The organism is [Mycobacterium] fortunisiensis (assembly GCF_019050325.1).
In the GTDB taxonomy this organism is placed as follows: Bacteria; Actinomycetota; Actinomycetes; order Mycobacteriales; family Mycobacteriaceae; genus Mycobacterium; species Mycobacterium fortunisiensis.
On the sequence record NZ_VOMB01000026.1, the window covers coordinates 38,236 to 54,261 of the forward strand.

21 protein-coding genes are annotated in these 16,026 nt (G+C 68.4%); 9 read left to right on the top strand and 12 right to left on the bottom strand.

Features of this window, described 5'->3' with window-relative positions; genetic code table 11:
- Positions 1-10 precede the first annotated feature (10 nt).
- Positions 11-808 (top strand): trehalose-phosphatase, encoded by a 798-nt coding sequence (gene otsB, locus FR943_RS23665; protein WP_217160808.1) that lies wholly within the window; start codon positions 11-13, stop codon positions 806-808.
- Between the two features lie 32 nt (positions 809-840).
- On the opposite strand, the gene FR943_RS23670 is transcribed toward otsB, so the two are convergent.
- From FR943_RS23670 to FR943_RS23685, 4 genes are read right to left on the bottom strand one after another with little or no spacing between them, the layout of a single operon-like run.
- Positions 841-1,941 carry an Rv3575c family transcriptional regulator gene (locus FR943_RS23670; protein ID WP_217160725.1) on the bottom strand — a complete coding sequence of 367 codons (1,101 nt, stop codon included), beginning with the start codon at positions 1,939-1,941 and terminating at the stop codon, positions 841-843.
- An 11-nt stretch (positions 1,942-1,952) separates the two neighbouring features.
- The gene (locus tag FR943_RS23675; RefSeq protein ID WP_217160726.1) at positions 1,953-2,834 is read right to left on the bottom strand and encodes a metal ABC transporter permease; all 882 of its coding nucleotides are present in this window, start codon (positions 2,832-2,834) and stop codon (positions 1,953-1,955) included.
- The gene (locus FR943_RS23680; protein WP_217160727.1) at positions 2,834-3,625 is read right to left on the bottom strand and encodes a metal ABC transporter ATP-binding protein; all 792 of its coding nucleotides are present in this window, start codon (positions 3,623-3,625) and stop codon (positions 2,834-2,836) included. The genes FR943_RS23675 and FR943_RS23680 overlap by 1 nt, the downstream gene beginning before the upstream one ends.
- Positions 3,625-4,575, bottom strand: coding sequence for a metal ABC transporter solute-binding protein, Zn/Mn family (locus FR943_RS23685; RefSeq protein WP_217160809.1), 951 nt, complete (start codon positions 4,573-4,575; stop codon positions 3,625-3,627). Before FR943_RS23685 ends, FR943_RS23680 begins: the two co-directional genes overlap by 1 nt.
- A gap of 57 nt (positions 4,576-4,632) precedes the next feature.
- Here FR943_RS23685 and FR943_RS23690 point away from each other — a divergent pair, with 57 nt between their 5' ends.
- The 4 genes from FR943_RS23690 to FR943_RS23705 are packed head-to-tail and all read left to right on the top strand — an operon-like array spanning position 4,633 to position 7,802.
- Complete coding sequence (locus FR943_RS23690; RefSeq protein WP_217160728.1) at positions 4,633-5,763, top strand: GTP-binding protein; 1,131 nt, start codon at positions 4,633-4,635, stop codon at positions 5,761-5,763.
- Between the two features lie 27 nt (positions 5,764-5,790).
- A complete protein-coding gene (bluB, locus tag FR943_RS23695) occupies positions 5,791-6,453 on the top strand; it encodes a 5,6-dimethylbenzimidazole synthase (RefSeq protein ID WP_217160729.1) in 663 nt (220 codons plus the stop codon).
- Positions 6,453-7,214, top strand: coding sequence for a LamB/YcsF family protein (locus FR943_RS23700; RefSeq protein ID WP_217160730.1), 762 nt, complete (start codon positions 6,453-6,455; stop codon positions 7,212-7,214). Before bluB ends, FR943_RS23700 begins: the two co-directional genes overlap by 1 nt.
- A gap of 42 nt (positions 7,215-7,256) precedes the next feature.
- Complete coding sequence (locus FR943_RS23705; RefSeq protein WP_246585235.1) at positions 7,257-7,802, top strand: TIGR03943 family putative permease subunit; 546 nt, start codon at positions 7,257-7,259, stop codon at positions 7,800-7,802.
- A 9-nt stretch (positions 7,803-7,811) separates the two neighbouring features.
- Here the strand turns inward: FR943_RS23705 and rpsR are convergent, their stop codons facing one another.
- From rpsR to rpmB, 4 genes are read right to left on the bottom strand one after another with little or no spacing between them, the layout of a single operon-like run.
- Positions 7,812-8,075, bottom strand: a complete 264-nt coding sequence (gene rpsR / locus FR943_RS23710) for a 30S ribosomal protein S18 (protein WP_217160731.1) — start codon at positions 8,073-8,075, stop codon at positions 7,812-7,814.
- Complete coding sequence (gene rpsN / locus FR943_RS23715; RefSeq protein ID WP_217160732.1) at positions 8,075-8,380, bottom strand: 30S ribosomal protein S14; 306 nt, start codon at positions 8,378-8,380, stop codon at positions 8,075-8,077. The genes rpsR and rpsN overlap by 1 nt, the downstream gene beginning before the upstream one ends.
- Positions 8,380-8,544, bottom strand: coding sequence for a 50S ribosomal protein L33 (gene rpmG / locus FR943_RS23720; RefSeq protein WP_217160733.1), 165 nt, complete (start codon positions 8,542-8,544; stop codon positions 8,380-8,382). The genes rpsN and rpmG overlap by 1 nt, the downstream gene beginning before the upstream one ends.
- Positions 8,544-8,780 (bottom strand): 50S ribosomal protein L28, encoded by a 237-nt coding sequence (gene rpmB / locus FR943_RS23725; RefSeq protein WP_217160734.1) that lies wholly within the window; start codon positions 8,778-8,780, stop codon positions 8,544-8,546. Before rpmB ends, rpmG begins: the two co-directional genes overlap by 1 nt.
- 75 nt (positions 8,781-8,855) lie before the next feature.
- Between rpmB and mrf the strand changes: the two genes are divergently transcribed.
- The 4 genes from mrf to FR943_RS23745 are packed head-to-tail and all read left to right on the top strand — an operon-like array spanning position 8,856 to position 12,477.
- On the top strand, positions 8,856-10,040 hold the full coding sequence (gene mrf / locus FR943_RS23730; RefSeq protein WP_217160735.1) for a ribosome hibernation factor-recruiting GTPase MRF: 1,185 nt from the start codon (positions 8,856-8,858) through the stop codon (positions 10,038-10,040).
- Positions 10,037-10,300, top strand: coding sequence for a type B 50S ribosomal protein L31 (locus FR943_RS23735; RefSeq protein WP_217160736.1), 264 nt, complete (start codon positions 10,037-10,039; stop codon positions 10,298-10,300). The genes mrf and FR943_RS23735 overlap by 4 nt, the downstream gene beginning before the upstream one ends.
- Positions 10,301-10,315: 15 nt before the next feature.
- Entirely contained in the window at positions 10,316-11,242 is a 927-nt protein-coding gene (locus tag FR943_RS23740) for an MBL fold metallo-hydrolase (RefSeq protein WP_217160737.1), read from the top strand.
- 2 nt (positions 11,243-11,244) lie between these two features.
- Positions 11,245-12,477 carry an SLC13 family permease gene (locus FR943_RS23745; RefSeq protein WP_217160810.1) on the top strand — a complete coding sequence of 411 codons (1,233 nt, stop codon included), beginning with the start codon at positions 11,245-11,247 and terminating at the stop codon, positions 12,475-12,477.
- Positions 12,478-12,483: 6 nt separating this feature from the next.
- Here the strand turns inward: FR943_RS23745 and rlmB are convergent, their stop codons facing one another.
- Genes rlmB through ispD form a run of 4 tightly spaced genes read right to left on the bottom strand, consistent with a single transcriptional unit; the run spans position 12,484 to position 16,026 of the window.
- Complete coding sequence (rlmB, locus tag FR943_RS23750) at positions 12,484-13,428, bottom strand: 23S rRNA (guanosine(2251)-2'-O)-methyltransferase RlmB (RefSeq protein ID WP_217160738.1); 945 nt, start codon at positions 13,426-13,428, stop codon at positions 12,484-12,486.
- Positions 13,429-14,865 carry a cysteine--tRNA ligase gene (gene cysS / locus FR943_RS23755; RefSeq protein WP_217160739.1) on the bottom strand — a complete coding sequence of 479 codons (1,437 nt, stop codon included), beginning with the start codon at positions 14,863-14,865 and terminating at the stop codon, positions 13,429-13,431.
- Between the two features lie 19 nt (positions 14,866-14,884).
- Entirely contained in the window at positions 14,885-15,361 is a 477-nt protein-coding gene (gene ispF, locus FR943_RS23760) for a 2-C-methyl-D-erythritol 2,4-cyclodiphosphate synthase (protein WP_217160740.1), read from the bottom strand.
- Positions 15,358-16,026, bottom strand: a complete 669-nt coding sequence (ispD, locus tag FR943_RS23765; protein ID WP_217160741.1) for a 2-C-methyl-D-erythritol 4-phosphate cytidylyltransferase — start codon at positions 16,024-16,026, stop codon at positions 15,358-15,360. The genes ispF and ispD overlap by 4 nt, the downstream gene beginning before the upstream one ends.

A 16,026-nucleotide genomic window follows, 5' to 3' on the forward strand; every position in this document is an offset into this window, starting at 1 on the left:
GGTGAGTGATCTGCGTGAGCTGCCGGCCGACCTCAAGGACGCGTTGACCCGGGCCGCGCAGGCACCCACACTCCTGATCACCTCCGATTTCGACGGCACGCTCGCGCCCATCGTCAACAACCCGGCCGACGCACGCCCCCTTCCGGCGGCCGCGCAAACCCTGCTGGCCCTGTCCGAACTGCCGGGCACCGCCACCGCCCTGATCTCCGGACGGGCGCTGACGGTGCTGCGCGACTTGTCTGGGATGCCGGAGGCAGTGCACATGGTGGGCAGCCACGGCGCCGAATTCGACTCCGGCTTCGCCCATCCCATCGACCGGGGCCTGCTCGACGAGATCACCGCGGAACTGCGGGCCATCGCCGCCGAACGGCCCGGCGTGGCCGTCGAAACCAAACCGGCCAGCGTGGCCCTGCACGTGCGCAACGCCGCCCCCGCCGATGCGAAAGCCGCGCTGGCACAGGCACATGCCGCTGCACAGGGCTGGGATGTGCAACTGACCGAAGGCAAAGCCGTGCTGGAGTTCGCGGTGATCACCACCGACAAGGGCGAGGCCATCGACATCCTGCGCGACACACATCGAGCGGCGGTGGTGATCTACTTCGGCGACGACGTCACCGACGAGAAGGCGTTCCGACGGCTGCGCGACGGCGACGTGGGGGTCAAGGTGGGGCCCGGCGAGACACTGGCCGGCTATCGCGTAGACGAACCCGAAGACGTTGCGGCAGCCCTGAAGTACGTACTCGACGCGCGCCGCCCGCCCCGCACCACCTCCGCCGAAACCGCATTCCGGCAGGGAAACTCCGAGTAGAGCCCGGCTGGAATGCCATTTCGACGCAAAAATTACGCCGGCGGGCCCGACGTGCGGCCGCGGACCACCTCGGTGGGGAGCACGTCGATCACCGGCAGCCCGTCGCGCGGCGGATTGTGCAGCAACTCGCCGGCCCGGCGGCCCTTGGCCACACTGGACTGCACCACCGTGGACAGGCCGCGGCCCAACGCCTCGGGCACCCCGTCGAAACCCGTCACCGTCATCTGCCCCGGCACGTAGATGCCGTGCGAACGCAGGTAATCCATCGCCGAGAGGGCCAGCACATCAGCGGTACACATCAGGGCTGTGATGCGCGGATTGGCCTCCAGTGCCACCTCGGCGGCCGCACCACCGGAAGTCGGCAGGTGGTCGTAGCTCTCCACCACCGTCAGCGTGCTCGGCGCCAGACCGGCGGCCGTCATCGCGTCGTACACCCCGTGAATGCGTTCTCGTTGCACGTGGAAATGCGGTGAGAGCACCCGATCCGGGTCCGCCAGTGCAGGTTTCGGGTCGGCATGCGGCCAGTCCCGGCCCAGCCGCATGGTCAGCAGGCCGATGTCGTGATGGCCGAGCTCCAACACCTGCTCGGCAAGCCGGCGCATGGCCCCACGATCGTCGATGCCGACCCGCGACACCCCCGAGACATCCTTGGGCTGGTCGACCACCACCACCGGCAGCTGACGCTGACGCACCACCGGAAGGTACGGATCGTCGTCGGAGGCCGAATACACGACGAAACCGTCGACGCCGGCGGCGAGCACCGCCGCCGAGCCGTCCTCGAAACTGCGGTTGGGTCCGATCGCCACCAGCAGCAGCCCCTGCCCCACCGCCTCGCAGGATTCGGCAAGCCCGGCAACGAAATCCAGTGCGGCCGGATCGCTGAACGAGTAATTGAGCGGCTGGGTGATGATCAGCCCCACCGCGCCGGCCTTGCGGGTTCGCAAGGACCGCGCCACCGGATCCGGCCCGGCATAACCGAGCCGCTTGGCCGCCGCGAAGATCCGCTCACGAAGCTCGGTCGACAACTGATCGGGCCGGTTGTATGCGTTGGAGATCGTCGTCCGCGACACCTTGAGTTCGGCCGCCAACGAAGCCAGGGTGGCCCGCCGCGGCGGGTGGGGACTCCTCGGCATGCTTCCCGAGGCTAGTGGATCGTCGAATTCCGCACCCGGTCAACCGCCCACACCGCCAACCAACAGCCGCACGCGATCGTGACGACCACGAAACTCGGCGGCATATTGAAAATTGAGGAGATTGCTAAACCCACCCACACCGACGCCACACTGATCCCCGTCGAGATCGCCATGGCCAGGACCGGCCGGGCCGTCACCATGATCGCCGTCGCCGCCGGGGTGACGACGAGGGCGAACAACAACAGGGTGCCCACGGCCTGCACCGCCATCGTCACCGCAAGCCCGAGCAACACCATGAACAGCACCGACAACGTCCGCACCGGCACGCCCTTGGCCTCGGCCACCTGCGCGTTGACCGACGCGAACAGCAGTGGGCGATAAACGATTACCACCGCGACCGTCAGCACCACCAGCAGCCCGGTGAAGGTCAGCAACTGCTCATGAGTGATGGCCAGCAGGTTGCCGAACAACACGTTGGTCAGCGTCGACGAGTTCTTGGTGGCCAGTGAGTTGAAGAACAAACCGAACCCGGTGGCCAACGCCAACACCGTGCCGGTGGCCACCTCCCGGTCGTTGGCACGGCTGTCCAGCGCCCCGATCACCAGGGCTCCGCCCACGCAGAACGCGCCCAGACCGAGCCCCACCGGAAGGCCGAGCAGGGCCGCGCCGGTGGCGCCCGGCAGCCCGATGTGGGCCAGCGCGTGGGCGGCGAACGCGGTGTTGCGCACGATGACGAAGTAGCCGATCAGCCCGGCCGCCAGCGCCACCAGGGTGCCGCCGAGAATCGCGTTGCGCATGAACGCTGACGTCAGGATCTGCCACCAGTTGTGCTGGTAGCCCAGTGCCAGATTGCTTTGGGCGAGCGTTCCAGCAGCAGCCAGGCTCACCGGCATCACACGCTCCTCATGTACATCTGCCCCAGCGGGGTGTGGGCCACCGAAACCTGGGTGCCGTACAGATGGGTCAACAGGTCGGCGTCCACCACCTCGTCGATGGCGGCGTGATGAGCGTGCCCGTCGAGCAGGTAGATGGCGCTGTCGAGCACACTCAGCAGCGGGTTGAGGTCGTGGGCGACAACGAGAATCGTCACGTCCAGGTCCTTGTTCAACCGGGCCAGAAGTTGCACGATCTCATGCTGGTTGCGCAGGTCCAGTGCGGCCAGCGGCTCATCGAGGATGAGCATCTTCGGATGTCCGACAAGGGCACTGGCAAGGGCGACGCGCTGGCGTTGTCCGCCGGACAGTTCCGAGATCCGCATATTGGCGAAACCGGTTGCCTCGACCCAGGCCAATGCCTCGTCGACCCGGGCCTTCTCGGCGCGCGAAGTCCGGGTGAACCCCCACCGCCGCCCGGTCAGGCCCAGCGTCACCGCACCGCGGGCCCGGATGGCCTCACCGGCACCCGACACATAGTCCTGGGGCACATAACCGATCAGGTCGTTGTGTTCCCCGGGCGCACCACCGAGCACCCGCACCGAACCCGAGGCCGCCGGCAGCACGCCCAGCACCACCTTGAGCATCGTGGACTTGCCCGATCCGTTCGAGCCGATCAAGGCGACGATCTTCCCGGTCGGGATCTCGAAGGTGCCCTCCGACCAGATCAAGCGTCCGCCGCGCACGGCGCTGACATCGTCGAAGACGAGAGCCGGCGGCAGGGCGGGCGGCTCGGTGCGATTCGGTGACACTAGCCCGGTATACCCAGCGCCTTGGCGAGCGCAGTCAGTTGGTCCACCTGCCAAGCCTCGAACGAATCCTCGCCCGGCGGGACCGTTTCGGTGACATCGACCACCGGAATCCGGGCGGCCTCGGCGGCGGCCCGGATCTGGTCGGGCAGCGAACCCTCGGTCTGGGTGTTGAAGATCAGGACGTCGACGCCGTGATCGGCGAGCAGGCGCAGGAACGCGTCCAGATCGGCCGGCGACGGGTCGGTGTCGTTGGAGGAGGCCGCCTGGTAGCCCGCGGGAGTCTGGTTGACCAGGCCGACCGCGGCGGCCATGTCGTCGAAAACTGCTTCGGTGGCGGCGTAGCGTTTGCCGCCGGCCTTGGCTTTGATATCGGAGATCAGCTGCTGGTAGGGCTGCATCGTGGTGGTGAACTCGGTGCGGCGCTGGGCGAAATAGTCGCGAGCCTGCGGAGCCAACTGGCCCAGTTCCTCGGCCACGGTGTCGGCGAGACCGATCACCGCGGCGGGGTTGTACCAGGCGTGCGGGTTGCCGGCGTCCGCCCCCGACTGCCCGACTGCCGAGATCACGACGGCGTCCGGGGCCGTGCTCTGGGCCAGCTTGTTCGCCCACTCGTCGTAGTGCCCGCCGTTGACGACGACCAGTTGCGCCCCCTGGAATTTCGCCGCGTCGGCCGGTGAGGGTTCGAATTCGTGAGGGTCCACCGACGACCCCGCGACGATGGTGGTGACCTTCGCGCAGTCACCGCCCAGGGCGGACACGATGTCACCCCACTGGTCGACGCTGACCACCACGTTGACCGGGGTGGCCGGGCAATTCCCTTGCGGTTCGGCGTCGGTGGATTCGCCGGAACCGCAGGCGACGAGGGCAAGAGGTGCGGAGAGCACCAGGGCGCCGAGACCGGCGCGCAGTTTCAGAGGCGTGAGCACGGCGATAACGATAACCGTTTGCATTAGCTGGCGCACGCGCGGATGATGATTTATTGAAAATTATTTTCATTAAGGAGTGCGATGTCCGACCTGCTGCCCGTCACCGTCCTGTCCGGCTTCCTCGGCGCCGGCAAGACCACGCTGCTCAACCACATCTTGGCGAACCGCGAAGGTAAACGGGTGGCGGTGATCGTCAACGACATGAGCGAGGTCAATATCGATGCCGCCCTCATCGCCGGACAGGGCCACCTCGACCGCACCGAGGAGAAGCTCGTCGAGCTGACCAACGGCTGCATCTGCTGCACCCTGCGCGAGGATCTGGTCGAAGCCGTCGGCGCACTGGCGCGACAGGGCCGATTCGACCAGTTGGTGATCGAATCGACCGGCATCTCCGAGCCCATGCCGGTGGCGGCCACCTTCGGCTGGGAATTCGAGGACGGCTTTCGGCTCGGCGACCTGGCCAGGCTGGACACCCTCGTCACCGTCGTCGACGCCTCGACCTTCCTGACCGAGATCGTCCGCGGCGAAGGGCTGGCCGAGCGAGACCTGGCCGCAGGCGAGAGTGACGCCCGCAGCATCGCCGACCTACTCACCGATCAGGTGGAGTTCGCCGACGTCATCCTGCTCAACAAGACCGATCTGGTGAGCCCGGCGATCCTCGACACCGTCCAAACACTGCTGCGCAGGCTCAATCCGACCGCCAAGCTGATCCGGACCGACCACGGCATCGTCGACATCGGCGAGGTGCTCGACACCGGGCTGTTCGACCCGGAGGCCGCCGCCCAGTCCCCGGGCTGGGACGAGGAACTCGCGATGGGCCATACGCCCGAAACCGAGGAGTACGGCATCAGCTCGATGACCTTCCGCTCCGACCGGCCGTTTCACCCCCAGCGCCTCGGCGACGCACTCGGCCAGGTGACAAGGGTGCTGCGCAGCAAGGGATTCTGCTGGATCGCCAGCCGCCCGACGATCGCCGCCATCTGGTCACAGGCGGGCCCCAACCTGGCGATCGAGCCGGCCCAGTACTGGTCGGGCACCGAGATCGCGCCGGGTCAGGAGATCGTGTTCATCGGAATCAAGCTCGACCGGGACAAGGTCCACCGACTACTCGACGACGCCCTGCTCACCGACGCCGAACTGGCCGAGGGGCAGCAGGTCTGGCTCAGCTATCCCGATCCACTGCCGACCTGGAACGTCACGCACGCACACTGAGCGGGACGGCCCGCCTAAGCTCGTTGCGTGTCCGAGCATGCCTTCAGCCCCGACGAACGCCGTGCCGTCTACCGGGCCATCGCCGAACGTCGTGACATGCGCCAGTTCGTCCCCGGCAGCACCGTGGCACCGGAGGTCCTGGGTCGGCTGTTGCAGGCGGCCCACGCCGCGCCCAGTGTCGGCCTGATGCAGCCGTGGCGGTTCATCCGGATCACCGATGACGCGTTGCGCACCAAGATCCATGCACTCGTCGACGAAGAGCGCGTCCGCACCGCCGACGCGCTGGGTTCGCGCGGCGACGAATTCCTGGCACTGAAGGTCGAGGGCATCCTCGACTGCGCCGAACTGTTCGTCGTCGCGCTCGGCGAAAACCGCGACCGGCACATCTTCGGCCGCCGCACACTCCCCCAGATGGACCTGGCCTCGGTGTCGTGCGCCATCCAGAACATGTGGCTGGCCGCCCGCGCCGAGGGCCTGGGCATGGGCTGGGTGTCGATCTTCGAGCCACTGCCGCTGGCGGAGTTGATGGGCATGCCCGGTGACGCCGAACCGGTAGCGATCCTGTGCCTGGGCCCGGTACCCGAATTCCCGGATCGGCCGGTGCTGGAGATCGAGCACTGGACCGTCGGACGCCCACTGCCCGAATTCGTCTCGGAGAACGGCTGGCCCGACGACTCTAAGCTGGGTTGATGCCGTCAAATGTCGACCTCAACGCCGACCTGGGGGAAAGCTTCGGGATCTGGCAGCTCGGTGACGACGAGTCCATGCTCGGCCTGGTCACCAGCGCCAACGTGGCGTGCGGCCTGCACGCCGGTGACCCCGCACTGCTGGTCCGCACCTGCCGATCGGCTGCCCGGCACGGCGTCCGCATCGGGGCACAGGTCAGCTACCGCGACCTCACCGGGTTCGGCCGGCGCTTCATCGACGTCGAACCCGACGAGCTGACGGCCGACGTCATCTATCAGATCGGCGCACTACAGGCCATCGCGCACTCGGTGGGAGCCGACGTCAGCTACGTCAAACCCCATGGCGCGCTGTACAACGCGATCGTCAGACACAAGGAGCAGGCCGCCGCAGTGGCCGCCGCCGTACATGCCGTCGACCCGGAATTGCCGGTGCTCGGATTGGCCGGCTCGGCGTTTTTCGACGAGGCGGACAAGCTGGGCCTGCGCACGGTCGCCGAGGCTTTCGCCGACCGCGCCTATCAACCCGACGGCACCCTGGTGTCCCGCCGCGAAGCCGGCGCGGTACTGCACGACGCCGCCGAGATCGCCGACCGGGTGGCCCGCATGGTCACCACCGGGCAGGTGACGGCGGTGGACGGCAGCACCATCGGAATCACCGTCGAATCCGTTTGCGTACACGGTGATTCGCCAGGCGCGGTGGAGATCGCCACCGCCGTGCGCGAGCGGCTGCTCGCCGAGGGCACCGAACTGTCCGCCTTCAGCTAGCCTAGCCTCCCGCGCTTTATCGGTAATGATTACCATTTTCATATGCCCCCATACTTTCGCGCCCGCGCACGGCTGAAAATCGCCGCCATGGTTTCCTACGTCCGGCTTCTCCGGCTGATCGTCGTCGTCGCCGAGTGGTGGCCGGTCTCCTGGCCGAACCGGCCGCTCAAGCCGGCCGCGTCGGTGGCCGACGTGTCCACCGATGTGCTGCGACGACCATTTCCACCGCTGCCCGAGGGCCGGGCACCGGAAATCTCCTTGCCCGACATGCTGATCCGGGTCGCCCAGGACAGTGCCGGCACCCTGGACAACCGCACGGTCACGGTGTCCGGTTTCACGATGCGCGACGGTGACCGCACGGATCTGGCGCGGGTGGTGATCATCTGCTGTGCCGCCGACGCGCAGCTGGCCCGCATCCACCTTTCCGGGCCGGCGGCCGCCCAGCTGGCCGGTTACCCGGAGAACACCTGGGTCAGGGTCGAGGGCACGATACCTGCGGGACAGAGCGATTCGAGCCGTAGCACCATTCCGACGATGGCGGCCCACAACGCCGTACGCACCGATCCCCCCGAGCGGCCCTACGCTTAGCCGCGTGATTCAGCGGGTGTTGGCGTATGGCAGCAGCGCCATCTCTCTGGCGTTCTTGATCGCCGTGGCGACTTGACGCTGCTGTTGCGGGGTCAGTCCGGTGACACGTCGAGATCTGATCTTGCCCCGCTCGCTGATGAACGTCCGCAGCATTTGGACATCCTTGTAGTCGACCTCGGTGACGCCGAGCGCAGCAAGCTGGTTGCGCTTGGGCTTCTTCAGTTCGACTGCCGGAGAGTATTTCTTGAGATTCTTTCTGGATTTCGGCGCCATCACCAGCTCGACTTCCGCACGCCGGGCAGCTCACCGCGGTGCGCCAACTCCCGTACCCGGACCCGCGACAGACCGAACTTGCGCAGGTGCCCGCGTGGCCGGCCGTCGACGGCGTCGCGGTTGCGCAGTCGCACCGGGCTGGAATCCCGCGGGAGGCGTTGCAGCGCAGAGACGGCGGCGGCCTTCTCGTCGCGGGTGCTCACCGGATTCCGGATGATCTCCTTGAGTGCGGCGCGGCGTTCGGCATGACGCGCCACCAGTTCACGGCGTTTGTCGTTCTTGACGATCTTGGACTTCTTGGCCATCAGCGCTCCTCGCGGAAGTCGACGTGGCGGCGGACCACCGGGTCGTACTTGCGCAACACGATCCGGTCCGGGTCGTTGCGCCGGTTCTTGCGGGTGACGTAGGTGTAGCCGGTGCCGGCAGTGGATTTCAGCTTCACGATCGGGCGAATGTCGGTGCGGGCCATCAGATCTTCTGCCCTTGGCTACGCAGCCGGGCCACCACGGCTTCGATGCCGTCGCGGTCGATCACCTTGATTCCCTTGGCGCTGACACGTAACCGAACCCGACGCCCCTCGGACGGCAGGTAATAGGTCTTGGTCTGGATGTTGGGGTTCCAGCGTCGACGACTGCGCTTGTGCGAGTGCGACACCGTGTTGCCGAATCCGGGCGAGCGCCCGGTCACCTGGCAATGGGCCGACATTGAGTCTCCTTACTCGTGAGGTAACCTGGCTTAAGCATAATGATAATCGTTTTCAATAGCTAGTTGGGAGGCCCGATGCGCACCCCTGTTGTGCTCGTCGCCGGTCAGGGCGACGTCGATGGCGTGGCCGATCAGTTGAGCCGCGTGCCCCGGACCGCCCTGGTCCGTCACACGTATGACGGCCAGGTGGTGCTGCGGACGGTGTCCGACACCGGCGGCACCTCCGAGATGGCCCTCGAACTGGCCCACGGCTGCGTGTCCTGCACGGTTCGCAACGACCTCCTGATCCTGCTGCGGCGTCTGCACCGCCGCAGCGATGTCGACCGCATCGTGGTGATACTGATGGGCTGGCTCGAACCCGAACCGGTGTGCTGGGCCGTCGAGAACATCCACGTACACGTCGGCCCCGGCTACATCGACGGGCCCGCCGCTCGCGACGTCAGCATCGAGGCGGTCATCACCTGCATCGACAGCCTGGAATGGCTGCACCAGGCACTCGGCGAGGACGAACTGGCCGACGGACGCACCGTCGCCCAGGTGGCGGTCGGCCAGGCCGAGTTCGCCGACATGCTGGTGCTCACCGAACCCGAGGCCACCACCCTGTCCGTACTGCGCCGGCTGGCGCCCCGCGCGCGGCTCACGGTCGGCACCGAACAGGTCGAGATGGCGCTGGCCCACCTGGAGCCGGACAGCCGGCGCGGCCGCGCGACGTCGCCCCACGATCCGCTGCTGGCCGGACAACCCCCGCTGGACCAGGACGGTGAAGTCGGCATCGTCGAGTTCACCGCGCGGCGGCCGTTCCATCCACAGCGACTCCACGCCGCCATCGATCTGTTGCTCGACGGGGTGGTCCGCACCCGCGGCCGGGCCTGGCTGGCCAACCGGCCGGCCGATGTGATGTGGATCGAATCTGCCGGCGGCGGACTGCATTTCCACAACGCCGGCCGGTGGCTGGCAGCGATGGACTCGGGCGAACGGGCCTACGCCGACCCAGAACGGTTGGCCATGGCCGCCATCGACTGGGATGACACGTTCGGCGACCGGCACGTATCCCTGACGGTCCTGGTCTGCGGCGCCCGGCCCGACGAGATCACCGACGCGCTCGGCGGCGCGCTGCTCACCGACGAAGAACTCGCCCGGCCCGGCCAGTGGGCCCACTATGCCGACCCGTTCGGCGACTGGCACGAAGACCCGTGCGAGGACCAGGCCGGCGCCGACGAAGCCGCAGCGCCCGGCCACCACGAAGGAGGACAACCGTGAAACCGCACATCCACCCCGACTACCACCCCGTGGTGTTCCAGGACGCCGCGACGGGAACCCAGTTCCTGACCCGGTCGACGGCCACCAGCGCGCGCACCATCGAGTGGGCCACCGCCGAGGGGGTGCAGACGTATCCGCTGATCGTCGTCGACATCACCAGCGACTCCCACCCGTTCTGGACCGGCTCGGCGCGGCACATCGACGCCGCCGGTCAGGTGGAGAAGTTCCGCCGCCGCTACGGCGGATCCCCGCGCCGCTAGCTTTAGGGTGGGCCCATGCGGCTCAAGCCCGGCCGGCCCGCCCTGGCCCCCTACGCGCGGTACTTCGACGTGCCGTCGGGCACGCCACAGTCCCCGGTCACCGTCACCTGGGCCGGCGTCAGCACCCTGCTGGTCGATGACGGCTCCTCGGCGCTGCTCACCGACGGGTTCTTCTCGCGGCCGCCACTGCTGCGCGTCGGTATCGGCAAGCTGGCGCCGTCACTCCCCCGCATCGACGGCTGCCTGGCCCGGCTCGGCATCGACAAGCTCGATGCCGTGCTGCCGGTGCACTCCCACTTCGACCACGCGATGGATTCGGCCGTGGTGGCCGGGCGCACCGGTGCCCAGCTGGTGGGCGGCACGTCGACGGCGCACGTCGGCACCGGGGGCGGTCTGTCGCCCGATCGGATCGTCACGGTCAGCCCTGGCGAAGCAGTCACGCTCGGTTCCTACGACGTGACGCTGTTCGAGTCCGAACACTGCCCACCCGACCGGTTTCCCGGCCACATCACCACGCCCGTCGTGCCCCCGGTCAGGACGTCGGCCTACCGGTGCGGCGAGGCCTGGTCGACCCTGATCGGCCACCGGCCCAGCGGCCACCGGCTGCTGATCGTCGGCAGTGCCGGCGCGGTGCCAGGCGCGTTGGACGGCCGGCGCGCCGACGTGGTCTACCTCGGGGTCGGCCAACTCGGCCTGCAACCCGAGCCCTACCTCGTCGACTACTGGACCCACACCGTGCGTGCGGTCGGCGCCCGACGGGTGGTGCTGATCCACTGGGACGACTTCTTCCGCCCCCTGCACAAACCGTTGCGCGCCTTGCCGTATGCCGGTGACGATCTCGACGCCTCGATGCAGGTGCTGACCCGGCTGGCCGAAACCGACGGGGTGCGCCTGCATCTGCCCACAGTGTGGCAGCGCACCGACCCGTGGAGCGCACCCTGACGCTGATCCTCGCGCTCATCGCGCTGGCGGTGGTGCTGGCCTTTGCGATGGCGCGACCCAACGGCTGGCCGGAGGCGGTCGCGGCGGTGCCCGCGGCCGGGCTGTTGATCGTCTTCGGGGCGATTTCGCGCGACGACGCCCTGGCCGAAACCCAGCGGCTGCTACCGGTTGTCGGTTTCCTGGCCGCCGTGCTGGTGCTGGCCCACCTGTGCGACGACGAAGGTCTGTTCCACGCCGCGGGCACGTTGATGGCCCGGGCCAGCCGAGGCGATCCCCGGCGCCTGCTGACCCGGGTGTTCGTCATCGGTGCATCCACCACCGCGGTGCTGAGCCTGGACGCCACCGTCGTGCTGCTCACTCCGGTGGTGCTGGCGACGGCGCGCACCCTGTCGATCCCGCCGCGCCCGCACGCCTATGCCAGCGCGCATCTGGCCAACACCGCGTCACTGTTGTTTCCGGTGTCGAATCTGACGAACCTGTTGGCCTTCACCGTGGCCGGGCTGTCCTTCGTCGAGTTCAGCGCGGTGATGGCGGCGCCGTGGGTGGCTGCGATCGCCGTCGAATTCGTGTTGCTGCGGCTGCTTTTCCGCCGCGAGTTGAGCCATCCGGTTGCCGAGGTGGCCCCGCCCCCGCCGGAGATACCGGTGCTCGTGCTGAGCGTGCTGGGGTTGACGCTGGCCGGGTTCGCGGTCACCTCGATGATCGGCATCTCCCCGGCCTGGGCCGCGCTGGCCGGGGCCGTGGTGCTCGGGGTCCGCAGCCTGGCCCAGCGGCGCAGCACGGTCGGCGGCATCGTCCGCGCCGTGAACCTGCCGTTCCTGGCATTCGTGCTGTGCCTCGGCGTGGTGGTCGACGCAGTCATCCACAATGGGCTCGGCGACGTCATGCGCGGCGTACTGCCGGCCGGCGACTCATTGTCCGCACTGCTGGGCTACGCGGTGGTGGCCGCGGTGCTGGCGAACCTGGTCAACAACCTGCCCGCGGTGCTGCTGCTGTTGCCGCTGGTGGCCGGTGCCGGACCGGCCGCAGTGCTGGCCGTGCTGATCGGCGTCAATGTCGGGCCGAACCTGACCTACGTCGGCTCACTGTCAAACCTGCTGTGGCGCAATGTTGTTCACCGAGAATGCCTGCCGGCGAAGGTCACCGAGTTCAGCCGGGTCGGACTCGTGACGGTGCCACTGACCCTGGTGGTCGGGGTGCTGACACTCTGGGTCAGCCTCCGCATTTTCCTGTGACGAGCGCTAGAGAGTCCTGCGCTGGCGGGCGATCTCGGCGAGCACCACACCCGCGGCCACCGAGGCGTTCAACGACTCCGTCGGCCCCGCCATCGGAATCGACACCACCGCATCGCACGTCTCGCGCACCAGCCGCGACAGACCCTTGCCCTCGGAACCGACCACCACGACCACCGGCCCGGTGCCCTCAAGTTCATCGAGTGTGGTGTCACCACCGGCATCCAGGCCGACGATCTGCAGACCGGCATCGGCCCAACTCTTCAGCGTCCGAGTCAGGTTCGTCGCCCGGGCCACCGGCGTTCGCGCTGCGGCCCCCGCGCTGGTGCGCCAGGCCACCGCGGTGACCGACGCCGAACGGCGCTGCGGGATCGCAACACCATGCCCACCGAACGCCGCCACCGAACGCACGATGGCACCGAGGTTGCGCGGATCGGAGATGTTGTCCAGCGCCACCAACAGCGCCGGCTCGCCAGATTCCCGGGCGGCCTTCACCAGGTCGTCGGGATGGGCGTAGTGGTACGGCGGCACCTGCAGGGCCAGCCCCTGATGCAACCCATTGGAGCTCATCCGGTCCAGGTCGTGGCGCGGCACCTCCAGGATCGAGATGCCGCGGTCGGCGGCCATCTGGACGGATTCGGTGAGCCGCTCGTCAGCCTCGGTGCCCAGCGCCACGTACAGCGCGGTGGCCGGCACCTTGGCCCGCAGGCACTCCACCACCGGGTTGCGGCCCAGCACCAGCTCGTTCTCGTCGGTCTTGCGATGCCGGCCCTGCGCCTGCCGGGCCGCCTTGGCGGCCTTCTTGGCGGCCGGGTGGTGCGGGCGCTGATCGGCGCGCGGCGTCGCACCGCGGCCCTCGAGCCCACGACGACGGACACCGCCGGACCCGACCGTCGGCCCCTTCTTGGTCCCCGGCTTGCGCACTGCGCCGCGCCGCTGCGAATTCCCGGCCATCTACGCTCCGTTCCCGTCCACGAGGGCCCACTGCGGACCGTCAGCGGTATCGGTGACCTCGATGCCGGCCGCCTTGAGCCGATCCCGGATGGCGTCGGCCGCCGCCCAGTCCCGTTTGGCACGCGCCTCGATCCGCCCGGCCAGCGCCCACTGCACCAGCTCATCCACCGCAGCCAGCGCCGCCGACGTCTCGTCGCGAGACTCCCAGCGCTCGTCGAGCGGATCGCAGCCCAGGATGCCCATCATCGACCGGATCGACGTGGCCTGCGCCATGGCGCCGTCGTGATCCCCGGCGTCCAGCGCCCGGTTGCCCACGGCCCGGGCGGCATGCACCTCGGCCAGCGCGATCGGTACCGACAGGTCGTCGTTCAGCGCGGCGGCGAACTTCGGCGTCCACTCACCCACCGCGACCGCACCGACCCGATTGCGTACCCGGTGCAGGAAATCCTCGATGCCGCTGTAGGCCTTCACCGCATCCTGCAGCGCGTTCTCCGAGAACTCCAACATCGACCGGTAGTGCGCGCTACCCAGGTAGTAACGCAGCTCGGCAGCTCGAACCCGTTGCAGCACAGCGGGAATCGAGAGCACATTGCCCAGCGACTTGCTCATCTTCTCGCCGCCCATGGTGACCCAGCCGTTGTGCAGCCAGTACCGGGCGAAGCCGTCGCCGGCGGCCACCGCCTGGGCGATCTCGTTCTCGTGATGCGGGAACACCAGGTCCATACCGCCGGCATGGATGTCGAACTCCGCACCCAGATAGGCCTCGCACATCGCAACGCACTCGGTGTGCCAGCCCGGACGCCCCCGGCCCCACGGCGTCGGCCACGACGGCTCACCCGGCTTCGCGCCCTTCCACAGCGTGAAATCACGCTGGTCGCGTTTACCGGTGGCCACCCCTTCGCCCTGATGCACGTCGTCGATGCGGTGGCCGGACAGCGCACCGTACTCCGACAGGCTCAGCACATCGAAGTAGACGTCGCCGCCGGCGGCATAGGCGTGCCCCCGCTCGATCAGCCGGTCGATGAGCTCGATCATCTGGGTGATGTGGCCGGTGGCCCGCGGCTCGGCCGACGGCGGCAGCACGCCCAGCGCGTCGTACGCGGCACTGAACGCCCGCTCGTAGGTGGCGGCCCACTCCCACCAGGGTCGGCCGGCGTCGGCAGCCTTGTTGAGGATCTTGTCATCGATGTCGGTGACGTTGCGGATGAACGCAACGTCATATCCATTGGCGGTCAGCCAGCGGCGCAGCACGTCGAACGCGACTCCGCTACGGACATGACCGATGTGCGGCAGGCCCTGAACGGTGGCACCGCACAGGTAGATCGAAGCGTGCCCCGGCCGCAGCGGTACGAAATCCCGTACGGCACCCGCCATGGTGTCGTACAGCCGCAGGCCGGTCTCTGTTGCCGACCCGACAGCTTGAGCGCGATCGGTCACGACGTGCCAGCTTACCGGCCTATTCCGCCGGAACCACCAAAGCGCTGGCTATCGCGGCCAAACCTTCACCCCGACCGGTCAGACCGAGCCCGTCGGTCGTGGTCGCCGAGACCGACACCGGAGCCCCGATCAGACCGGAAAGCAGCTCCTGGGCCTCCTCACGGCGCGGCCCGATCTTGGGCCGGTTGCCGATGACCTGCACCGTGGCGTTGCCGACCGCGAAGCCCGCTTCCTGCACCAGCCCGCGCACGTGGCGCAGCATGTCGGCGCCGGTGACTCCCCGCCATTCCGGCCGGTCGGTACCGAAGACCGCGCCGAGGTCGCCGAGGCCCGCCGCACTCAGCAGTGCGTCGCACAGCGCGTGCGCGGCGACGTCGCCGTCGGAATGGCCGGCGCAGCCGTCGGCCCCGTCGAATTCCAAGCACAACAGCCAACAAGGCCGACCCGGCTCGATCGGATGGACGTCGGTACCGAGGCCGACCCTGGGAATGCTCATATGCCGCGCGCCAACACGGACTCGGCCAGCAGCAGATCCAACGGTGTGGTGATCTTGAACGCCAGCGGATCCCCCTCGACCACCTGTACCGGCGTCCCGATCTGCTCGACCAGCGACGCGTCGTCGGTGACGACACCGGCACCGGCCCGCTGGTAGGCGCGGCGCAGCACATCGGCACGGAATCCCTGCGGCGTCTGCACCCCCCGCAAACCGGCCCGCTCGGGTGTGCCCAGCACGGCACCGTTGGCGTCGACGGCCTTGATGGTGTCGGTCAACGGAAGCCCGGGAACAACGGCGGCGTGACCACCGCTGAGCGCCTCGACCACCCGGGCGATCAGCGAAGGAGGAGTCAACGCCCGGGCCGCATCGTGCACGAGAACGAAATCCGGTTCACCGGCGGCAGCCAGCGCCAGCGCCACCGACTCGGTCCGGTCGGCTCCGCCGGCCACGATCTGGGCGCGGCCCCCGAACACCAAGGTCGCCTCGTCGGTCAGCGCAGGCGGCACCGCCACCACGACCTTGTCGATCACCCCGGCGGACAGCAGCCCGTCCAGGGCATGCTCCAACAGGGGTTTGTCCCCCAGATTGACGAATGCTTTCGGCCGGCCCGCGCCCAGCCGCTCACCTGAGCCGGCAGCCGGGACGACCGCGACAGTTGTTGCCAC